At 59.8% G+C, this 20,577-nt stretch carries 21 protein-coding genes and 1 tRNA gene; 10 read left to right on the plus strand and 12 right to left on the minus strand.

What is annotated here, in order from left to right; genetic code table 11:
• Positions 1–103: 103 nt before the first annotated feature.
• On the plus strand, positions 104–1,120 hold the full coding sequence (gene galE, locus ACIPK7_RS25210; RefSeq protein WP_401090896.1) for a UDP-glucose 4-epimerase GalE: 1,017 nt from the start codon (positions 104–106) through the stop codon (positions 1,118–1,120).
• A gap of 59 nt (positions 1,121–1,179) precedes the next feature.
• On the opposite strand, the gene ACIPK7_RS25215 is transcribed toward galE, so the two are convergent.
• The 5 genes from ACIPK7_RS25215 to ACIPK7_RS25235 form a co-directional block, all read right to left on the minus strand.
• Positions 1,180–1,255, minus strand: a tRNA-Thr gene (locus ACIPK7_RS25215).
• Positions 1,256–1,310: 55 nt separating this feature from the next.
• The gene (locus ACIPK7_RS25220; protein WP_401090898.1) at positions 1,311–2,861 is read right to left on the minus strand and encodes an NAD(P)/FAD-dependent oxidoreductase; all 1,551 of its coding nucleotides are present in this window, start codon (positions 2,859–2,861) and stop codon (positions 1,311–1,313) included.
• Entirely contained in the window at positions 2,858–3,286 is a 429-nt protein-coding gene (locus ACIPK7_RS25225) for a GtrA family protein (RefSeq protein ID WP_401090900.1), read from the minus strand. The genes ACIPK7_RS25220 and ACIPK7_RS25225 overlap by 4 nt, the downstream gene beginning before the upstream one ends.
• 14 nt (positions 3,287–3,300) lie before the next feature.
• Positions 3,301–5,178, minus strand: a complete 1,878-nt coding sequence (locus tag ACIPK7_RS25230; RefSeq protein WP_401090902.1) for a hypothetical protein — start codon at positions 5,176–5,178, stop codon at positions 3,301–3,303.
• A gap of 72 nt (positions 5,179–5,250) precedes the next feature.
• Positions 5,251–5,649 carry a prepilin-type N-terminal cleavage/methylation domain-containing protein gene (locus tag ACIPK7_RS25235; protein ID WP_401090904.1) on the minus strand — a complete coding sequence of 133 codons (399 nt, stop codon included), beginning with the start codon at positions 5,647–5,649 and terminating at the stop codon, positions 5,251–5,253.
• 228 nt (positions 5,650–5,877) lie between these two features.
• On the opposite strand from ACIPK7_RS25235, the gene pilB reads away from it, so the two are divergent.
• The 6 genes from pilB to ACIPK7_RS25265 all read left to right on the plus strand — a co-directional run bounded on the left by pilB (position 5,878) and on the right by ACIPK7_RS25265 (position 12,708).
• Complete coding sequence (gene pilB, locus ACIPK7_RS25240; protein ID WP_401090906.1) at positions 5,878–7,581, plus strand: type IV-A pilus assembly ATPase PilB; 1,704 nt, start codon at positions 5,878–5,880, stop codon at positions 7,579–7,581.
• Positions 7,582–7,584: 3 nt separating this feature from the next.
• Entirely contained in the window at positions 7,585–8,802 is a 1,218-nt protein-coding gene (locus ACIPK7_RS25245) for a type II secretion system F family protein (RefSeq protein ID WP_401090908.1), read from the plus strand.
• 3 nt (positions 8,803–8,805) lie between these two features.
• Positions 8,806–9,678, plus strand: coding sequence for a prepilin peptidase (locus ACIPK7_RS25250; protein WP_401090910.1), 873 nt, complete (start codon positions 8,806–8,808; stop codon positions 9,676–9,678).
• Between the two features lie 65 nt (positions 9,679–9,743).
• A complete protein-coding gene (coaE, locus tag ACIPK7_RS25255; RefSeq protein WP_401090912.1) occupies positions 9,744–10,352 on the plus strand; it encodes a dephospho-CoA kinase in 609 nt (202 codons plus the stop codon).
• The gene (yacG, locus tag ACIPK7_RS25260) at positions 10,349–10,558 is read left to right on the plus strand and encodes a DNA gyrase inhibitor YacG (RefSeq protein ID WP_401090914.1); all 210 of its coding nucleotides are present in this window, start codon (positions 10,349–10,351) and stop codon (positions 10,556–10,558) included. The genes coaE and yacG overlap by 4 nt, the downstream gene beginning before the upstream one ends.
• Before the next feature lie 209 nt (positions 10,559–10,767).
• Positions 10,768–12,708, plus strand: coding sequence for a sulfatase-like hydrolase/transferase (locus ACIPK7_RS25265; RefSeq protein WP_401090916.1), 1,941 nt, complete (start codon positions 10,768–10,770; stop codon positions 12,706–12,708).
• A 44-nt stretch (positions 12,709–12,752) separates the two neighbouring features.
• Here the strand turns inward: ACIPK7_RS25265 and ACIPK7_RS25270 are convergent, their stop codons facing one another.
• The 3 genes from ACIPK7_RS25270 to ACIPK7_RS25280 all read right to left on the minus strand — a co-directional run bounded on the left by ACIPK7_RS25270 (position 12,753) and on the right by ACIPK7_RS25280 (position 14,225).
• Positions 12,753–12,968, minus strand: a complete 216-nt coding sequence (locus ACIPK7_RS25270) for a hypothetical protein (protein ID WP_401090918.1) — start codon at positions 12,966–12,968, stop codon at positions 12,753–12,755.
• Positions 12,969–13,074: 106 nt separating this feature from the next.
• A complete protein-coding gene (locus tag ACIPK7_RS25275) occupies positions 13,075–13,764 on the minus strand; it encodes an energy-coupling factor ABC transporter permease (RefSeq protein ID WP_192431663.1) in 690 nt (229 codons plus the stop codon).
• Positions 13,761–14,225, minus strand: coding sequence for an FAD/FMN-containing dehydrogenase (locus ACIPK7_RS25280; RefSeq protein WP_401090920.1), 465 nt, complete (start codon positions 14,223–14,225; stop codon positions 13,761–13,763). Before ACIPK7_RS25280 ends, ACIPK7_RS25275 begins: the two co-directional genes overlap by 4 nt.
• Before the next feature lie 91 nt (positions 14,226–14,316).
• Here ACIPK7_RS25280 and ACIPK7_RS25285 point away from each other — a divergent pair, with 91 nt between their 5' ends.
• From ACIPK7_RS25285 to ACIPK7_RS25295, 3 genes are all read left to right on the plus strand, one after another.
• On the plus strand, positions 14,317–14,946 hold the full coding sequence (locus tag ACIPK7_RS25285; RefSeq protein ID WP_401090922.1) for a DUF1780 domain-containing protein: 630 nt from the start codon (positions 14,317–14,319) through the stop codon (positions 14,944–14,946).
• A gap of 94 nt (positions 14,947–15,040) precedes the next feature.
• A complete protein-coding gene (locus ACIPK7_RS25290) occupies positions 15,041–15,211 on the plus strand; it encodes a DUF3094 domain-containing protein (protein WP_017516731.1) in 171 nt (56 codons plus the stop codon).
• 53 nt (positions 15,212–15,264) lie between these two features.
• Positions 15,265–16,563, plus strand: a complete 1,299-nt coding sequence (locus tag ACIPK7_RS25295; protein WP_401090924.1) for an NAD(P)/FAD-dependent oxidoreductase — start codon at positions 15,265–15,267, stop codon at positions 16,561–16,563.
• Between the two features lie 132 nt (positions 16,564–16,695).
• Here ACIPK7_RS25295 and cyoE read toward each other — a convergent pair whose 3' ends face one another.
• The 4 genes from cyoE to cyoB are packed head-to-tail and all read right to left on the minus strand — an operon-like array spanning position 16,696 to position 20,573.
• On the minus strand, positions 16,696–17,583 hold the full coding sequence (cyoE, locus tag ACIPK7_RS25300) for a heme o synthase (protein ID WP_192431665.1): 888 nt from the start codon (positions 17,581–17,583) through the stop codon (positions 16,696–16,698).
• An 11-nt stretch (positions 17,584–17,594) separates the two neighbouring features.
• Positions 17,595–17,957, minus strand: coding sequence for a cytochrome o ubiquinol oxidase subunit IV (gene cyoD, locus ACIPK7_RS25305; RefSeq protein ID WP_081517365.1), 363 nt, complete (start codon positions 17,955–17,957; stop codon positions 17,595–17,597).
• Positions 17,957–18,586 carry a cytochrome o ubiquinol oxidase subunit III gene (cyoC, locus tag ACIPK7_RS25310; RefSeq protein ID WP_015475724.1) on the minus strand — a complete coding sequence of 210 codons (630 nt, stop codon included), beginning with the start codon at positions 18,584–18,586 and terminating at the stop codon, positions 17,957–17,959. The genes cyoD and cyoC overlap by 1 nt, the downstream gene beginning before the upstream one ends.
• Before the next feature lie 4 nt (positions 18,587–18,590).
• A complete protein-coding gene (gene cyoB / locus ACIPK7_RS25315) occupies positions 18,591–20,573 on the minus strand; it encodes a cytochrome o ubiquinol oxidase subunit I (RefSeq protein ID WP_081517363.1) in 1,983 nt (660 codons plus the stop codon).
• Between the last annotated feature and the right edge of the window lie 4 nt (positions 20,574–20,577).

Here is a 20,577-nt window from a genome sequence, read left to right on the forward strand (position 1 = left end):
CCTACTCGCGTTCACGCCGCCCCTGATAGTGCCGATTCCTGTGCCTCTGACATACTCAGACGCTCACGAATCGGCAAACAGCGAAGAGAGCAAGAGCGCGATCATGACGAAAAGGATTCTGCTGACTGGTGGCTGTGGCTACATCGGCTCCCACATCTGCCTGGAACTGATCGAGCAGGGCTTCCACCCCATCGTCCTCGACAACCTCAGCAATAGCTCGCCCATCCCGCTGCAACGCATCGAGCAACTCACCGGCCAGGCAATCCCTTTCGTGAAAGGCGATGTCCGTGACGAGGCCGTCCTCGACCGACTGTTTGGTGAACACGAGATCGATGCCGCCATTCACCTTGCCGGCCTGAAGTCCGTCGCCGAATCGGTCGCCGATCCCATCGCCTACTACCAGACCAACTTCGCCGGCACCGTCACCCTCTGCCAGGTCATGCAACGCCATGGCGTGAAGCGCTTCATCTATAGCTCTTCAGCCACGGTCTACGGCCTGGCAGCCGAAAGCCCGATCCGCGAGGACGCCCCCACCGGCCCGGCCAGCCCCTACGGCCAATCCAAGCTGATGGCGGAAATCGCCCTGCGCGACATCGCCCACGCCGACCCGCAGTGGACCATGGCCATCCTGCGCTACTTCAACCCGGTGGGTGCCCACGCCAGCGGACGCATCGGCGAAGACCCCAACGGCATCCCCAACAACCTGATGCCCTATATCTCCCAGGTCGCCACCGGCAAGCAGCCTTTCATCCGCGTCTTCGGCAACGACTACCCCACCCCGGACGGCACTGGCGTGCGTGACTACCTGCACGTCGTAGACCTGGCCAACGCCCACCTCAGCGCCCTGCGCTGGCTGGACGGCGCCAGCGGCGCGAAGACCTTCAACATCGGTACCGGCCGTGGCTACAGCGTGCTGGAGATCATCCGCGCCTACGAAAAGGCGTGCGGCCGCGAACTGCCCTTCCAGTTCCTGCCCCGCCGCGATGGCGACATTGCCAGCTATCACGCCGACCCAACTTTGGCCGGCGCGGAATTGCGTTGGAACGCCACCCGCGACATCGAAGACATGTGCCGCGACGCCTGGAACTGGCAGAGCCAGAACCCCAGCGGCTACGCCTGACTTTTCTTCGAATCGGAAAACAAAAAGCCCCGCTCGAAAGCGGGGCTTTTTGTTGAAGCTGGTGCCGGTAAGAGGAATCGAACCCCCGACCTTCTCATTACGAATGAGCTGCTCTACCGACTGAGCTACACCGGCGGCGGGCGTAAGCTAGCAGCTCTTCCAGGCCCAGGCAACCATGCCCCTGCCGACGTTACTTCTGCTCATGGTATTCGTCATCAATATTGATAGCCCAAATACGCGACTTATCGATCTTTCCTGTCGATATCTGGCTGGCCGCCTCTCTGGCAGTAAGCATGGAGTGATCCTGGTTATTGTAACGGTGCATCCCATTACGGCCGATCAGGAAGAGGTTATCTACCGCATCCAAACTATCGCGCAGCCTGTCGAACTTCTGGTAGGCCTCACCAAAGTAGCCGGGATAAGCCTTGGGTACACGAATGACGACGGCATCGCGGGCAGCGCCAGATCTGGTGAGACCGATTTCCTGCATTTCCCGTTGAGCGAGTGCGGAGAGCGTCTCGTCGTCCATGCCCCACAACTCATCGGTGTCTTTGCAGAAAAACTCCAGCCCAAGCCAGACGGTGTCATGGTCGGCGACCATATAGGGGCTCCAATTATTGAAAACCTGGACGCGCCCCACCTTCACTCCAGGCTCCTGAATGTAGATCCAGTTGTCCTGTAACTGATTGACCAGTTCATCCTTGTGGTAGAGAAGCCCTACGGTAATAAAGTCTCGGTACTCCAAGCCGGCCGCAATGGCGCGCGCCTCTTCACCGACGCCGCCTCGGAGCGCATGGACCAATTCTTTGACGGGCATTGTAGAGATCAGGTAGGCGCTGGCCACCTGATGGAGATTGCCGTTGGAGTCGACATACTCCACCGAGTTGACCCGATCATCTTGATAGTTCACCGCAGTGACTCGGCTACGCATCTCCAAGCGCCCACCACCCTCCTCGAAGCGGCGCGCTGCCAGCTCCCACATCTGTCCAGGGCCGAACTTGGGATAAATGAAACTCTCGATCAGCGAAGTGTGCTTCGTCTTGCCCTCAAGGCCGAGCATCGACTTCAGCGCATGCGCGAGGGCACCGAGAATGGAGAGGCTCTTGATCCGCTGAGCTCCCCACTCAGCACTGATCTCGTCACAGCCAACTCCCCAGACCTTCTCGGTATATTCCTTGAAGAACTGTCGGTATAGCTTCTGCCCGAAACGGTTGATGAGGAAATCCTGCAGCGTGTTCTCGGGTTTCACTGGATTGATCTTGGCCAGCACATAGCTGATGCCAAAAACCACTGTCTTGCGCAAACCAAGCTTGCGCAGGCTGTCCAGATTGAGTTTCAGGGGATAATCGAAGAAGCGTTTGCCAAAGTAGATTCGCGACAGGCGCTCGCGCAGCAGCATGACATCGTCGCGATTCTCAACGGGCCCGCGGGCCAGCCCCACGAATGTTGGCAACGGTCTGGACATGCCCTGATATTGCAGAACTGCTGACTCGCTATTATCCGGGGCAAGCGGAAGCAAACGGTTCCACCATTGCATTACCCAATCCGACTTGGAGAAGAATCGATGTCCGCCGATATCAATTCGATTGCCCTTGTAGTTGACGGTGCGAGAAATACCGCCAACCTGTGTATCCGCCTCAATGACAAGCACATTGGAAAAGCCAGCCGACTGCAGCTCCAGTGCAGCAGTCAGGCCTGCTGGGCCAGCCCCGACAATCACTACAGGCTGCTGCTTATTCATATCTTCCTCACGAATAAAAAGATCTTGCGCACGATGAAATTGAAAGCAAAGGTAATACCGGCCGCGAGGAGGCGAGAGCGCTCTGGAGTCAACTCAGCCTTGTAGATTCCGATCCACAAGCTCGCCTGAGTCACCAATAGGCCGAACACGCCGATCAGAAAGAACCCCAGAAATTCCTTGGCGTAGTTACTCTCATAGACTCGAAATCGGAAAACCCAGAAAACACTGAGGATGTAGGCGACAACAACACCAAAAACGAACCCGACCGACGCCGAAAGCGCCCAGCCAAAGCCCAGCCCCCGCAGTGAACTCCAGAATATTGAGTAGTCCGCGAAAAACGCTACGAGCGAGACCAGAAAGTAGCGAAAGAACTCAGCTCTCACCAACGAGTGCCGAAAACTATCAAGCCTTGCCAACAACTCCATGTTGCTTCTCCTTCTCAGCGATTTGCTAAGCCTGGCGCCAATCCCTGACAGTCATAAAGGTAATAGACGAAGTCGCTTTTCCCTGAGCGGCGAAGGCGCCATGTAGCCCCTTCGTACCCTTCCACCTTGGCAGATGTGACCAAGTATCCGAGCTGGCCCTCTCCCCGCTTGCAGGCATCCTTCAGGGCAGATACATCGATCAAGCAAGCCCCGCTGCTATTGAGACCATTCACCAGATCACACACCTGCGTCTGCATTTCAAGCAGTTGCGTAACCCTGCTACGGCGATAGAACTCTTCGGCCGTACCGCGATTGAACAACAACCCAGCACTTTGCGCGCCACTAAAGTAACTAGGCCGTCTCAGTACCAGCCAAGGCGCCAGAAGCTCGTCCTGCCAATAGACCTGCACTCCCATTCGAAGCTCTTCACCAAAAGGGTTCAGTGCATCTTGGGACTCCACATAGTGAGTCCACTCCGACCGCTGATCCCAGGAGCTCATGGCAAAGAACAGAAAAAGAACACCTACAATGCCGTAGAGCGCCTGAACTATCTTTCCGGAACGCTTCCAGAGCGCGATGGCCGCAACAGCCAGGAACCCGGAGAACAACGGAAAAGCCAAGAGCATGTATCCAAGGCGAACGCCCCCCCAAGAAAGTTCGGCCTTGTCTTGAACACTCCAGACGAAGGAGGCGTACTTGAGGCCAATGACTAGCAGAGCAAGCCAAAGCCCCATTTCGACCAAGCGCAGCGAGCGCGGCCTGAGGTCTGCTCCCCAATAATCCATGGCAAAGTAAACAGCAATGAGAGCAGGGACCGCATAAGGCGGCGCGACGCCCTGAGTGAACCCTAGAATCACCGCAATGATTACAAGAGCGATATCCGGAGAAAGTCGGCCGCTCTTCCTGTAGAAAACCAGCAGAAGGTGAGGCAACAACAGGGCAACCCACCATTGGCTGACCCAGGTTACACGCCACAATTGCAGACCGGTCGGCAACACCAACTTGAGCCCGTCCACCAACGCAAGGCTCAGCCCACACCCCAGCAAAGTGGCGGCAAACAGCACAAGCGAAACTCGGCGGACGGCCCCTGAAAAATTCACAGAAACAAGGATGAGCAGGAACAGCTGGACCAGCAACGCCGACCAGGATGAAAAGTCCCAGAGGGAAAGGAATACTTGCTTGTTGGGCGTCTCTATCCACTCCAGCCACTGGGCGTCATAACGAGCCAGGACACTCGAATCAGGATATAAAGCCGCCAACGCGGCAGTGCCCAGGATTACCGGTAGCAACGCCAGAACCCAGCGCTTATCGAAGCTGAGCAGCCAACACCAGGCAACAAGCAGTACGGCCAGTGCCTGCAAGGGATGTAATAAGGCGGCCAGCCCCCAGAACGGTATGACCAGCAAGTAGCGGCGCCGAACACCAAATGCCATGGCGGCAATCAGCAAAGGCTCGGCCAGACTACGAGCAGTAAAGAAACTCTCAGAATAGCTGAAAACCCTGAACCCACCATACGTAACCGGCAGAATGAGCAGTGCCAACAAACTCCACCATGTGCGTTCCCAGGAAAAGAAATGCCGGGCGAAAAAGGCAGAGGCCAGGACAAACGCAAACAAACCGAACAACGTCAGGCCCAGGAACAAGGGCGGCGCACTAAAGTGGGAGAGCAAGGCGCCGGCCATTGCCGGGAACAGCGTGAAACTGGCCTGACTGCCATACTGGAAGAAAAGGTCCTGCCCGAACACGTCGGGAGCAGTGTTCAGATAAGCTTGACCCAAGTACAAAATACTGTCATGACGAATGCCGTAGTACGGCCGAAGATAGAGCGTTACCGCCAAAAGAAAGACGAGTGCGAGCCAGAATTTCAGCGAATGACTATTAACTTTCGACATCGATGTTCGTCAGCGATTTACACATGAGAAAAAGCCCCGCCGGAGCGGGGCTTTCGATCTACATAGCCGAGATTAACGGCAGGAGCCCGGCATCCACTTGACCGGGGTACCGGTGCACTTCCACTCGCTGATCGCGTTGCCAGTAATTGTCGGAGTCAGAACGACGCTGACAGCCTCGCTGAAGCCAGTACCGGTAGCAGTTACGATACCCGAAGTCGCACCAACACTCAGACCAGAAACGTACTTGGTCGCGGTGAAGCTGCTAGCACAGGAATCTAGGTTGGACGCGCTGCTGGACTGAACGATTTCAGTCACGCAGGTACGCGCCGAGCTTGCAGCCAGAACTACTTCGGAAACTTTGGCTTTGTTGGTGTAATCCTGATATGCCGGCAGGGCAATGGCGGCCAGGATGCCGATGATCGCCACGACGATCATCAGTTCGATCAGAGTGAAGCCTTTTTGAGCTTTCATAATTCTCTCCAGGTTTTTAGAAGAGGTCGTAGGACCTAAGCTTGAAAGAAGCAGGTTCCATGCCAGCTCGTCATACACCGCATCCGGCGGGCGCTGCACGAAATACCGGCCATGTGCCGTACGATTTTTCGCAGCAAGTGACAAATTTTGGCACTCCAAATAACCCGGTTTGGCTCCACCGAGCATCTACGATATAAGGCATGCAATACATCATTCGGCCATCTCTGTATGAACGATCAAGTCGTGCTCTCCGGCCTCGCCCGCCAACTGGTGCACTCCGAACTGCTGGACGAGAAGAGCGCCCAGCAGGCGCAACTCCAGGCGCAACGGAACAAGCTGTCGCTGGTTACCTACCTTGTGCAGAACAAGCTGGTAAAAAGCCGTCCGCTGACGGAACTGGCTGCGGATCAGTTCGGCATCGCCTATTGCGACCTTTCTGGCATCGACCGAGAGTCAATTCCTAAGGAACTGGTCACTGAGAAGCTCATCCGCCAGCATCGCGTGATCCCACTCTGGCGCCGCGGCAATAAGCTGTTCGTAGGCCTGTCCGACCCGACCAATCATCAGGCAATTACCGATGTTCAGTTCAGTACGGGCCTGACCACCGAAGCCATTCTGGTCGAGGATGACAAGCTCGGCGAGATGATCGAAAAGATCTTCGAGAGCGTAGCCGGCGGCCTGGATGATCTGGGCGATGTGGACCTTGATGGACTTGACATCGAAAGCGGTAATGCCGAGCCCAAGGACGATGCTGTTGGCGACGCCGCTGACGACGCTCCAGTAGTTCGCTTCGTCAACAAGATGCTGCTGGACGCCATCAAGGGCGGCTCTTCTGACCTGCACTTCGAGCCCTACGAAAAAATCTACCGCGTGCGCTTCCGTACCGACGGCATGCTTCACGAGACGGCCAAACCGCCGATCCAATTGGCCAGTCGTATTTCCGCACGTCTGAAGGTCATGGCCGGTCTGGACATCTCCGAGCGCCGTAAGCCGCAGGACGGGCGCATCAAGATGCGGGTTTCCAAGACCAAGTCCATCGACTTCCGCGTCAACACTCTGCCTACGCTATGGGGAGAGAAGATCGTAATGCGGATTCTCGACTCGTCCAGTGCACAGATGGGGATCGATGCGCTGGGTTATGAAGAGGCACAAAAACAGCTCTATCTGGAAGCCTTGAAGCAACCGCAAGGCATGATTCTGGTGACTGGCCCGACCGGTTCGGGCAAGACGGTTTCACTCTACACCGGCATCAATATTCTCAACACTCCGGATATCAATATCTCCACAGCAGAAGACCCCGTGGAGATCAACCTGGAAGGGATCAACCAGGTCAATGTCAACCCCAAGCAGGGCATGGACTTCGCCCAGGCGCTACGCGCCTTCCTGCGTCAGGACCCGGACGTGATCATGGTCGGCGAGATCCGCGACCTGGAAACCGCCGAGATCGCCATCAAGGCCGCGCAAACCGGTCACATGGTGATGTCGACCCTGCACACCAACAGCGCTGCCGAAACCCTGACCCGCCTGCTGAACATGGGCGTCGCCTCCTTCAACCTGGCAACGTCCACCAACCTCATCATCGCCCAGCGCCTGGCTCGCAAACTCTGCCCGCACTGCAAGAAGGAACACGACGTTCCGCGGGAAGCCCTGCTCCATGAAGGTTTCCCCGAGGAAAAGATCGGAACCTTCAAATTGTATTCACCGGTCGGGTGTGACAATTGCAAGGGCGGATACAAGGGACGCTTGGGTATTTATGAAGTGGTTAAAATCACGCCAGCCCTGCAGCGGATTATCATGGAGGAAGGCAACTCCATTCAGATCGCCGAACAGGCCCGCAAAGAAGGCTTCAACGATCTGCGCACTTCGGGACTGATGAAGGCCATGCAAGGCATCACCAGCCTCGAAGAAGTCAACCGCGTGACCAAGGATTAATCCATGGCGGAAAAAGCATTAAGGACCAGTGTCTTTACCTGGGAAGGTACTGATCGAAAGGGCGGGAAAGTCAAAGGGGAGCTTTCCGGGACCAACACGGCGCTGGTCAAGGCTCAGTTGCGCAAGCAAGGCATCAATCCAACCAAGGTACGTAAGAAAGGCATCTCGTTGCTGGGCAAGGGCAAGAAGATCAAGCCCATGGACATCGCCTTGTTCACTCGCCAGCTGGCAACGATGATGGGTTCGGGCGTACCTCTACTGCAGTCTTTCGACATCATTGGCGAAGGGTTTGACAACCCGAACATGCGTAAGCTGGTGGATGAAGTAAAACAGGAGGTGGCCGCCGGTAACAGCTTGGCGAACTCTCTGCGCAAGAAGCCCCAGTACTTTGACGATCTTTACTGCAACCTTGTCGATGCGGGCGAGCAGTCCGGCGCCCTGGAGACCTTGCTGGACCGAGTTGCCACCTACAAGGAGAAAACTGAGTCGCTCAAAGCCAAGATCAAGAAGGCCATGACCTATCCAATCGCCGTCGTCATTGTCGCTATCGTGGTTTCGGCAATCCTTCTGATTAAAGTGGTGCCCCAGTTCCAATCGGTATTTGCCAGCTTCGGCGCGGAGCTTCCAGCTTTCACCCGAATGGTCATTTCGCTGTCGGAGGTGCTGCAGGAGTGGTGGTTGATCGTACTGATAGCGCTCTTCGCCGCAGCCTTCGCGCTTCGAGAGTTTCATCGTCGTTCGGAGAGATTCCGCGACAACGTAGATCGCGCCGTGCTGAAAACTCCGATTGTTGGCGACATCATTTATAAATCCGCCGTTGCGCGTTATGCCCGCACACTCTCGACAACATTTGCCGCTGGCGTGCCGCTGGTAGAAGCCCTGGACTCGGTATCCGGCGCCACGGGTAACGTTGTGTTCCGCAATGCCGTCGGAAAGATCAAGCAAGATGTCTCGTCGGGTACGCAACTAAACTTTTCCATGCGTACCACAGGCGTATTCCCCAGCATGGCGATCCAGATGGCTGCCATCGGCGAAGAGTCCGGCTCACTGGACAACATGCTCGACAAGGTTGCGACCTACTACGAGGAAGAAGTCGACAACGCCGTCGACAACCTCACCACCCTCATGGAGCCCATGATCATGGCGGTCCTGGGTGTTCTCGTAGGCGGTCTTATCATCGCCATGTACCTACCGATCTTCCAACTGGGCAACGTCGTATAACCCATGCCTGTTCTCGACTTCCTGGCCAGCACCCCGCTGGCCTTTGTTTTATGCGTCACCCTCCTCGGCCTGCTGGTCGGCAGCTTCCTCAACGTGGTGATCCATCGCCTGCCACGGATGATGGAACTCGATTGGCAGCAGCAGGCGCGGGAAACCCTGGGCCTGCCGGAGGGCGAGAAGCTCCCGACCTACAACCTGGTCCTGCCCAACTCCCAGTGCCCGCAGTGCGCCCACGAGATCAAGCCCTGGGAGAACATCCCGGTGGTCAGCTGGCTGGCGCTGGGCGGCAAGTGCTCGTCCTGCAAGGCGCCGATCAGCAAGCGTTACCCGCTGATCGAGCTGACCTGTGGCGTACTGTCGGCCTTCATCGCCTGGCATTACGGCTTCGGCTGGCAGGCCGGCGCGATGCTGCTGCTGACCTGGGGCCTGCTGGCGATGAGCATGATCGACGTCGATCATCAGCTGCTGCCGGACGCGCTGGTGCTGCCGCTGCTCTGGCTGGGGCTGATCGTCAATTACTTCGGGCTGTTCACCAGCCTGGGCGACGCGCTCTGGGGCGCGGTGTTCGGTTACCTGAGCCTGTGGTCGGTGTACTGGCTGTTCAAGCTGATCACCGGCAAGGAAGGCATGGGTTACGGCGACTTCAAGCTGCTGGCCATGCTCGGTGCCTGGGGCGGCTGGCAGGTGCTGCCGCTGACCATCCTGTTCTCGTCGCTGGTGGGCGCGGTGTTGGGCGTGATCATGCTGCGCCTTCGCAACGCCGAAACCAGTACGCCCATCCCCTTTGGCCCCTATCTGGCCATCGCCGGCTGGATTGCGTTGCTCTGGGGTGATCAAATAACCGCGACCTATCTGCAGTTTGCCGGTTTCCGCTAGCCTTCTCCTGCGCCGAGTCTCGTCGGCGCATCTGGACGGCCACCGGGCCGGCTGAAAGGAGAACCATGAAACCCTGGATCCTGGGCCTCACCGGCGGCATTGGCAGCGGCAAGAGTGCCGCCGCCGAGCATTTCGCTTCGCTGGGCATACACATGGTTGACGCCGACCACGCCGCGCGCTGGGTAGTGGAACCCGGCCGCCCTGCCCTGGCGAAGATCGTCGAGCGCTTCGGCGAGGCCATGCTGCTGCCGGACGGCCAGCTCAACCGTGCCGCCCTGCGCGAGCGCATCTTCAAGGCCGAAGACGAGCGCCGCTGGCTGGAACAGCTGCTGCACCCGCTGATCGGCCAGGAAATCGCCAGCAACCTGGCGCAGGCGCAATCACCCTACGCCATCCTGGTCTCGCCGCTACTGGTGGAGTCCGGGCAGCACCGTCTGACCCAGCGGGTGCTGGTGGTGGATACCCCCGAACACCTGCAACTGGAGCGCACCATGCGCCGCGACCAGGTGTCCGAAGAACAGGTCCGCTCGATTCTAAAGGCCCAGGCTTTGCGCGACGCCCGACTCAAGCACGCGGATGACGTGCTGCTCAACGATGGCGACCTCGCCCACCTGCACCAGCAGGTCGAGCGCCTGCATCAGTTCTATCTAGGCCTGCGTGGAGGACAACCATGAGCCAACCCCTGACAGTGGAATGCCCCACCTGCGGCGCACCCGTGGAGTGGAGCGCCAAGAGCGAGTTCCGTCCCTTCTGTTCGCACCGCTGCAAGCTGATCGACCTCGGTGCCTGGGCCGCGGAAGATCACGCCATCCCTGGCGATGAGCTGGAAAATGACGTTTTCTCCACTGAGCTGGACGCCTCCTCCTTGCACAAGCAGTAATCCCTGTGGCTCGGACAGAGCCAGCAGAGAAACTCTGCTGGCCCCTCATGTCGTAGCTCGCTCGGTGATGCAATCCGGAAAGGCTGGTACCACTGGACCGTGGCGCTCCTGAGCCCTCTTCAATAATATTCTCCCCCTGCGTCACATCGTGCTAACAGGAAAGGACACGGTACCTGTTTGAAAACAGCTCAACGAAGACAAGGGTAGAAATGCACAACAACAAACAGAGAAAAACCCGGCCGGTCTTTCTAGCGCTGATCCTGATCCCCCTCACTCTCTTGGGAGTACTCAGTGAGCCCCAGGCCATATATCACCTAGCCGTGGGAATGCTCTCGATTGTCGCGCTTTTTTCCGCACTCGGAATATTTCTGATTGGCTCTCGCAAAGCTCCAAGCCTTCTTCGAGTGCCACTGCTCTTAGCTTGCACCGCATCACTTTCCGTTGCAGTTCTGACTGCAATATCACTCAGCGCCTCCTACATAAAGTTTGGCGGCCTGCCCAGCCCCGAAGTAATGGCCTTCGTGCGCCACAACCTCGAACTGATCCCCGCACATGTACTGCAGACAGCTCCACTGTTGAGCATCACCTCGGTCTTGATATCGAGTGCCGCTGCCTTCTTTATCATGAGCCGGATGAAACAGCGCCTGGCCAAGGTGACGAATTTCCACACTGCCCAAGCTGTCGTCATAGGCGCAGCAACTCTCAGCTTGGCGCTGGCAATGATCCGGTACTATCCATGGAGCGCCTCGGAGCCGGCCGCCCCACTTCTGAACCCGGCCGTCACCAACTATCTGGAACGCCTTCCCTCACGGGTCGTCTCCTCAGCGATAAAGCCGGAAAGGAAGTATCCCGTAGTTGTGATTCTTGTGGAGTCCTTGCGCCACGATCTACTGACCACCTACGCGCAGGACATTCCCTTCCTGCAAAAACTGGCAAATGAAAACGTAACTTTCAATCGGGCCTACGCCACCGCATCGCACTCGAATCTGACTGATCTGGCGTTCTGGTATTCGCAGTACCCATTGCGCGGTCCGGGAAAGGAGTCCTATCCGATTGATGCCCCCTGGAGGGGAGATTCGCTCTTCGGCGCATTCAAAGACGCAGGGTACGGTACCGCCTATATCTCGTCCCAGAACGAGCGCTGGGGAGAAATGATCAACTGGTTGGATACTCCAGACCTGGATTACTTCTTCCATTCCGAGAACTTTGGCGGCTCAACCTGGGAAAACCATGACGATAAACCCGGCCTTGCATCACTGATCAAGAGGGGTATCACCACCGCAGGGAAAGTCGAGGATAGCCAGACGCTCGAAATAGCCAGAGACTGGATTCGCGATTACACAGACGGTCGGGCTTTCTTCTTGGGAATGAACCTTCAGAACACCCACTACAGCTACGTCATCCCAGCAGGTGGAATCGAACCGCATCAACCCGCTAACCTTGGCTTTCAGGCCATCTATTACTCCTGGCCCAAGGAAAAGGCAGCACAGGTCAGAAATCGATACCTGAATGCAGTTACCAACGTTGACAGGCTGCTCGCAGACTTTGCCGAGGATTTGCAGCGAAAGGGCTTGTGGGATGAATGTCTGCTGGTCGTTCTGGGTGACAACGGCGAAGGCTTTTACGAACATGGATTCGGAAATCACTCCGGCCCTATGTACGACGAAGCAGTTCGTACATTGGCGATCATCAAGACGCCCAAATCGCTTCACATTCCCGCTCAACAGATTGATAAACCCATCAGCCATATCGATCTGGCAGCTACGGTCGCGCAGCTCGCCGGCATCGAGGCTCCGGACTCCTTTCAGGGACGTCCAGTGCTCAACGCGCCACTTCCTAATCGGCCGGTACTGATGTATTCCAACGCGATGGTTAGACAGTTCGGGGTTGTCGATTGGCCGTGGAAGTATCTGGCAACCGAGCATCCGGTGAAGAAAGAAGAGCTCTACAACCTCAGCCAGGACGAAGCGGAGATGCTTGATCTGGCCCCCGCGTCCCCCGACATCCTGAGAAAGATGCGCGCCACCGGGGACTTCTGGAGGGAGAGCCAGCAACGCTACTATTCGGACTCCCGATACAGGGTTCAACGTCCTCCAGCTTTTGACAGAGCCGACTTGTTGATCTCCAAAACGGTCAATCCGACACAATAGAGATACCGACGCCCCAAAGGCCCGCATCTGCGGGCCTTTTTCATTCAGGGACGCATGAAGGCGTAGTCCCGTTCCTCATCCAGGTTGTCGGCGAGGAAATGCAGTTCATGCCCCAGGTCTTCCTGCATGCGCACCTGCGCGTTGGCCTGCACAACCGCGCTGAGCAGCGCGCGCACGACCAGTTGCGGGTCCTGCCCGCCCGCTTCAGCTTCGATCAGCAGTTCGTGGAGGCGTTGTTCGGCCCAGCTGTGAATGCTCATCTGCAGTCTCCTTGCGAATGGGGGCCAAGCTTCCCTGATCCCGGGAGTCTTCCGAACTGACCTGGATCAAACCGCCGGGGCCATGGGCCTCGCAGATGGCCGAACATCAGCGTGGTTCATCGTCATCCTTCCACGGCGCCTGCAGATAGCGCGTGCGATTGAAGGTTTCCAGCCAGTCGGGATAGAAGACCACCAGCCCGGTGACGATGGTGCCGTTGATGAAGGCCTCGGGGAACATGATCAGCCAGAGGTAGCCGATGAAGTCCTCGATCCACGGCGGCATCGGGAACAGCCCGTCCATCCACAGCAGGCCGAGGCCCAGCAGCAGGCTGCAGACCGCCGCCAGCGCCGCCGGGAAGAAGCCCGAGCAGAAGATGTAGACGAACAGGTTCCGCGGCTGCCGTCGCTCGACGAAGATCGCCGCCAGTTCGGTGATGACCACCGGAATCAGCACCAGCAGGATGCCGTTGACGCCGATGGCCGCCCAGTCCTGCCGGCCAATGGCGCACAGTCCCAGTTGCGCGACGAGGCCGACCAGCACCGCCAGCGGCCAGTCCAGCAGCAGGGTCACGGCGGTCATGCCGATGAAGTGGAAGGACACCCCGGAGGCGAAGTCGCGCCGCACCAACCAGAGCAGGAACAGCCCGAGCATGGTGCCAAACACCAGGTGCTGGCGGCGGAAGTCGCTGACGAGCTCCAGCCACGGCGCGCGCCAGATGGCCCAGGCGACGACGGGCAAGTAGATCGCCCAGCCAAGCTCCAGGGTTTCCGCGGACAGCAGCTGCGAGGCGATCACGGCGCGCCCCGCTCCAGCGCCTGACGCAAAGCCTCAACGGAATCGAACTGATGAGTCGAGACAACCTTGCCCTGCTCGAGTTGCAGCCAGGTCACCGCATCGGCCTGGGCCGGGAAGCGGTTGGCCACGCGTGGCTCGCGGTCGAGCAGCACGCGGTATGAGTAGTCGCGCATGGCGGGAATTGCGAACAGCTTCGAGATGGGCGGGGGCATGCGGCTGATGTCGGCGACGAAGGCCGCATGGCGCGCCTCCAGATAGCCTGTCGGGCGCTCGGTCAGAACCGTTTTCACCAGCTTCGAGCCGGCCATGTCGTGGGCGACCAGCAGGACTTTCAGATCAGTTTCCGCCGTATAGGGCTTGTCGAACTGATCCAGCAGCGTCCAGCCAGTGGCCGGTGACTCCTGCGCCAACGCCACGCTCGCCAGCACCATCAACAGCATCCCGCTCAGCACTCGTCTCACGCTTCCCCCTTGCCCGGAACCGCCAATGATTGGCAACAGTCTACACCGCCGCCGTCGCCCGCCCGCGGTTGCCAGCAACTATGCTTGAGGCATGAACGAGTCCGACTATCTGCGCCTGCTGACGCGCCAGGCGGAACAAGCCAACGACTTTCTCTCCAACTCCCGCAAGTGGGAGCGGGAGTGCTGGGCCTGCCAGCGGCTGCTGCAGGCGCTGAAGGTGCCGTATCGCCAGGAAGACTTCGTTGCGCCCACGCAGCAGCCGCCGGATGTGCTGTTCCGCGACGCCACCTTCGAGGTGTTCTTCGTGCTCGACCAGGGCCGCCGGCTCAACGAGGAATGGAAGGAAGAACTGCTGCGCCGGCGCATGGCCCAGAGCCTGAATCAGTTGATCCGCCGCGAGCAGCGGCCGCGACGGATTCCCTGCGCCGAACTGCAGGCGCGCCTGGCACCGACGCTGCGCAAGAAGGCGCACAACTACACCGAGCGCGGCATCGACCCGCGCGAGCTGGACCTGCTCGCCTTCGTCAGCCTCAAGCGCGAGACGCCTGACTTCAATACACCGTTTCCGCCACCCACCGAGTACCTGCGCCAGGGTTGGCGCTCGCTGTCAGTGGTCGGGCCGACCTTCGCCCGCGTGCTTTTCGCCCATAGCGATGCGCCGGACTTCCTGCGCGGCAGCCTGGGCCGCAGCATCCTTTTCGACATGGGCGTCGGCCTGTAAATAGGCGCCGGCGCAAAGCTGCATTGATCGGCGGCGCATTGAGAGGCCGCCCAAGCCCTACTAGAATGCTCGACATTATAAACGGAGGCCGCCCATGCCCAGTCGCCTGAGCCCCGAAGACCAGCAGAAGGTCGATCAGTACCTCAGCTCTCCCGTCCACCAGGTCCAACGCGCGCCGTTCAAACCCTGGCTGATGATGGGAGCCTTGCTCGCTGTGGTCATCGCCCTGGGTTTGCTGAGCCGCCTCCTGGCCTACCTTGCGTGAGCGCCGTGCCGCCACGGGCCGATACAGGATTCCTTAAGCTATGAGAATGCACCATGTCCCATCGTATCGTGATCGTCGGCGGCGGCGCCGGCGGGCTGGAGCTCGCGACCCGTCTCGGCCGCACCCTGGGTAAAAAGGGCAAGGCGCGCATTACGCTCGTCGACGCCAACCTCACCCACATATGGAAACCCCTGCTGCACGAAGTCGCCGCTGGCTCGCTCAACTCCTCCGAGGATGAGCTGAACTACGTCGCCCAGGCGAAATGGAACCACTTCGAATTCCAGCTCGGCCGCCTCTGCGGCCTGGACCGCGCGAGCAAACGCATCCAGCTCGCCGCCACGCTTGATGAGCAGGGCGAAGAACTGGTGCCGGCGCGTGGACTCGAATACGACAGCCTGGTCCTGGCCATCGGCAGCACCACCAATGACTTCGGCACCCAGGGCGCCGCGGACCACTGCATCTTCCTGGATACCCGCGAGCAGGCCGAGCGCTTCCACAAGCAGTTGCTGACCCACTACCTGCGAGCCCATGCCGGGCAGGACAAGGACGACCAGATCAGCGTCGCCATCGTTGGCGCCGGCGCCACGGGCGTCGAGCTGTCCGCCGAGCTGCATCACGCCGCGCAGGAACTGTCGGCCTACGGCCTGACCGGCATCCAGCCGCAGAACATGCGCATCACCCTGATCGAGGCCGGCCCGCGCGTGCTGCCGGCGCTACCCGAGCGCATCAGCCGCCCGGTGCACCAGACGCTGGAGAAGCTCGGCGTGCGCGTGCTCACCGGTTCGGCGGTGCAGGAAGTGACCGCAGAAGGCCTGCGCACGGCGGTGGGCGAGTTCATTCCGGCGAGCCTGAAGGTCTGGGCGGCGGGCATCCGCGCGCCGAGCCTGCTCAAGGAGATCGACGGCCTGGAGACCAACCGCATCAACCAGCTGGTGGTCCGCCCTACCCTGCAGACCACCCGCGACGACGACATCTTCGCCTTCGGTGACTGCGCCGCCTGCCCCATGGGCGATGGCAGCGAACGCACCGTACCGCCGCGCGCCCAGGCTGCGCACCAGCAGGCCTCGCTGCTGGCCAAGGCCATTGTCGCGCGGCTGGAGGGCAAGCCGCTGCCGGAGTATCGCTACACCGACTACGGCTCGCTGATCTCGCTGTCGCGCTTCAGCGCGGTGGGCAACCTGATGGGTAACCTGATGGGCAGCGTGAAGCTCGAAGGCTGGCTGGCGCGGATGTTCTACGTGTCGCTGTACCGCATGCACCAGATGGCGCTGTACGGACCGTTCCGCACCGCGCTGCTGATGATCGCGGACCGCATCGGCCGCAGTACCGAGCCGCGCTTGAAGCTGCATTGATCGGGTAGCAATGGCGGGTTAGGTCCGCTCCTGCGGGAATTGCCCCTTGTAGGAGCGAGCTGTATCGCCGATAAATACCAGGCACAAAAAAGCCGCCCCGAGGGGCGGCTTTTTCGTTGCAGCAAAGCAGCCTTACAGCGCCGCCAGCATCGACTGGGCCGGGAGGGCCTGGAAGTCGATGGACATCATCAGGCTCAGCACGCTGATCGCGATGATGGAGAAGGCGAACAGCTGGCGGGCCCAGCGGCGGTCATCTTCGGCACTGAAGCCTTTCACCGCGATGAACAGCCACCAGGCGCTGACGGCCAGCGCCACCACCAGGTAACCGTAGCCGGCGAAGCCGGTCACGGTCAGCAGCAGGGTCGCCAGGCCGAAGGCCACGACGTAGTACAGGATCTGCTTCTTGGTCGCGTCGATGCCCCGCTCCACCGGCAGCACGGGAATCCCGGCGGCGCGGTAGTCGTTGAGGCGGAAGATCGCGATGGCGTAGCTGTGCGGCATCTGCCAGAGGCAGAAGATCAGCAGCAGCACCGCCGCGCCCATGTCGAAGTGACCGCTGGCGGCGCAGTAGCCCACCACCGGCGGCATGGCTCCGGAGAGGCTGCCGACCAGCGTGCCGTAGACCGAACTGCGCTTGAGCCAGAGGCTGTAGAGCACGACGTAGACGAAGAAGCCGAACGCGGCGAGCAGGGTCGCCTGCACATTGGTCTTCCATGCCAACAGGCCGAAGCCCGCCGCGCCAAGGACCAGGCCGTGGGCCAGGGCGGCCTTCAGCGAGATCTGCCCGGTCACGGTGACACGGCTGCGGGTACGCTCCATGAAGCGATCGATGTCGCGGTCGATGCAGTTGTTGAACACACAACCGCTGGCAACGACCAGGGACAGGCCGATCACGGTGGCCAGCAGCAGCATCGGGTCAACGCTGCCGCGAGCGGCGAGGAAGTATCCTCCCGCCACCGCGATCAGGTTTCCGAAGATGATGCCCGGCTTGGCGACCAGGAGATAACGCTTGAGTTTCACGGCATCGGCCCTCAGGGCATCGGCATCATCAGGGTGTCTGCGGTGTAGATGATCCACAGCGACAGACCGACCACCAGCAGGATGATGATGGCGGTGAAGATGAATGCCATGACGTTCCAGCGGCCTTCGGAGCTGAAGTTCATGTGCAGGAAGCAGATCAGGTGCACGACGACCTGAACCAGGCCCAGGATCACCATGGTCAGCAGGGTGGCGTGACGCGAGAAGCCACCGTCGATGACCATGTAGAACGGGATCGCGGTCAGGATCACCGAGAGCACGAAGCCGATGGCGTACGAACCCAGGCTGCCGTGACCGGCGCCGTGGTCGCCGTGGCCGGCACCGTGGGAGTCGTGATGATGTGCAGCAGCGGTCATTACAGAGCCCCCATCAGGTAGACGACGGTGAATACGCAGATCCAGACGATGTCCAGGAAGTGCCAGAACAGGCTCAGGCACATCATGCGGGTGTTGTTCTGCGCGGTCAGGCCACGGGTGCCGATCTGCGCCATCAGCACCAGCATCCACAGCAGGCCGGCACTTACGTGCAGGCCGTGCATGCCGACCAGGGTGAAGAAGGACGACAGGAAGGCGCTGCGGCTCGGGCCGAAGCCTTCGACGATCAGGTGATGGAACTCGTTGAGTTCCATGCCGATGAACGCGGCACCGCAGAGGAAGGTCACGCCCAGCCAGGCGATGGCCTTGCCCTTGGCACCTTTGTGCGCAGCCAGCATGGCCAGGCCGTAGGTGCAGGAGGAGATCAGCAGGATCGCGGTTTCGACGGCCACGTAGGGCAGTTCGAAGATGTCCTTGCCGCTCGGGCCGCCGGCCGTGTGGTTGACCAGCACGGCGTAGGTGGCGAAGACGCTCGCGAACAGGATGCAGTCGGTCATCAGGTACAGCCAGAAGCCGAAGACCGTCATACCGCCGCTGTCGTGGGCGTGGTCATGGTCATGCGCCGCTTCGTGCGTATCGACCAGGTGTTGATTCAGTACTGCCGTCGACATGGTTTTATACCTGCTGCGCGGTGGCGAGTTTCTGGAAGTTGGCGTTTTCGATGCGCTCGATCTCATCCGGCTGGACGTAGTAGTCCAGGTCGGTGACGTAGCTGCGCACGATGACCGAAGCAATCATGCCGACGAAGCCAACACCCACCAGCCACCAGATGTGCCAGATGGCGGCGAAGCCGAAGAGGAAGGCGAACACGGCGATGGAGAAGCCAGCGGCGGTGTTCTTCGGCATGTGGATCGGCGCATAGGCCGGCAGCTTGCGGTACGCGGTACCGGTCTGCTTCATGTCGTGGAACGCGTCGATGTCGTTGACCTTCGGCAGTTCGGCGAAGTTGTAGTACGGCGGCGGCGAGGAAGTAGACCATTCCAGGGTACGGCCACCCCACGGGTCGCCAGTCAGGTCGGCCAGCTTCTCGCGGTTCTTGATCGACACGAACAGCTGGATCAGCTGACAGGCGATACCGAAGAAGATCAGCACGGCGCCGCAGAACGCCACCACCATGTACGGCTGCCACATCGGGTTTTCGTAGTGGTTCAGGCGACGGGTCATGCCCATGAAGCCGAGGATGTACAGCGGCATGAAGGCCATGTAGAAGCCGACCAGCCAGCACCAGAAGGAACGCTTGCCCCACTTCTCGTCCAGCTTGAAGCCGAAGGCTTTCGGGAACCAGAAGACGAAGCCGGCCAGGTAGCCGAACACCGCACCACCGATGATGGTGTTGTGGAAGTGAGCGATCAGGAACAGGCTGTTGTGCAGCAGGTAGTCAGCACCCGGAATGGCCAGCAGAACGCCGGTCATGCCACCGATGGTGAAGGTGACGATGAAGCCCAGGGTCCACAGGATCGGGGTGTCGAAGCGCAGGCGGCCACGGTAGATGGTGAACAGCCAGTTGAACAGTTTCACCCCGGTCGGGATGGAGATCAGCATGGTCGCAACGCCGAAGAAGCCGTTGACGTCGCCGCCCGAACCCATGGTGAAGAAGTGGTGCAGCCACACGGTGAAGCCGAGGAAGGTGATCGCGGCGCTCGCCCACACCATCGAGGTGTAGCCGAACATGCGCTTGCCGGCGAAGGTCGCGGTGACTTCGGAGAAGATACCGAAAGCCGGCAGGATCAGGATGTACACCTCAGGATGGCCCCAGGCCCAGAAGAGGTTGATGTACATCATGGCGTTGCCGCCCAGCTCGTTGGTGAAGAAGTGCATGTCGAAGTAACGGTCCAGCGACAGCAGGCCCAGGGCCGCGGTCAGGATCGGGAACGACGCAACGATCAGGATGTTGGCGAAGGTGCAGGTCCAGGTGAAGATCGGCATCTGCATCAGCTTCATGCCGGGAGTGCGCATCTTGAACACGGTCACCAGGAAGTTGATACCCGTGAGCAAGGTACCCATACCCGATATCTGTAGTGCCCAGATGTAGTAGTCCACACCCACGCCCGGGCTGTAGGCCAGCTCGGACAGCGGCGGGTAAGCGACCCAGCCGGTACGGGCGAACTCACCCAGGCCCAGCGAGACGTTCACCAGCATGGCGCTGACGACCAGCAGCCAGAAGCTCAGGGAGTTCAGGAAGGGGAACGCCACGTCGCGCGCGCCGATCTGCAGCGGCACGGCCAGGTTCATCAGACCGGTCATGAAGGGCATGGCCATGAAGATGATCATGATCACGCCGTGAGCGGTGAATATCTGGTCGTAGTGTTCCGGCGGCAGGTAGCCGTGGTTGGCGCCTTCAGCCAGCGCGAGCTGGCCGCGCATCATGATGGCGTCGGCGAAGCCGCGCAGGAGCATGACCAGGGCGACGATGATGTACATCACGCCGATTTTCTTGTGGTCGATGGACGTCAGCCATTCGGTCCACAGGTAGGTCCACTTACGGTAGTAGGTGATCGCGCCGAACACACCGAGGCCCAACAGGGCGACGACGGCCAGCGTGATGACGATGATCGGCTCGTGATACGGCACGGCCGACAGTGTCAGTTTCCCGAACATCTGC

The organism is Pseudomonas sp. NPDC086581, assembly GCF_044746165.1.
Lineage (GTDB): Bacteria > Pseudomonadota > Gammaproteobacteria > Pseudomonadales > Pseudomonadaceae > Pseudomonas.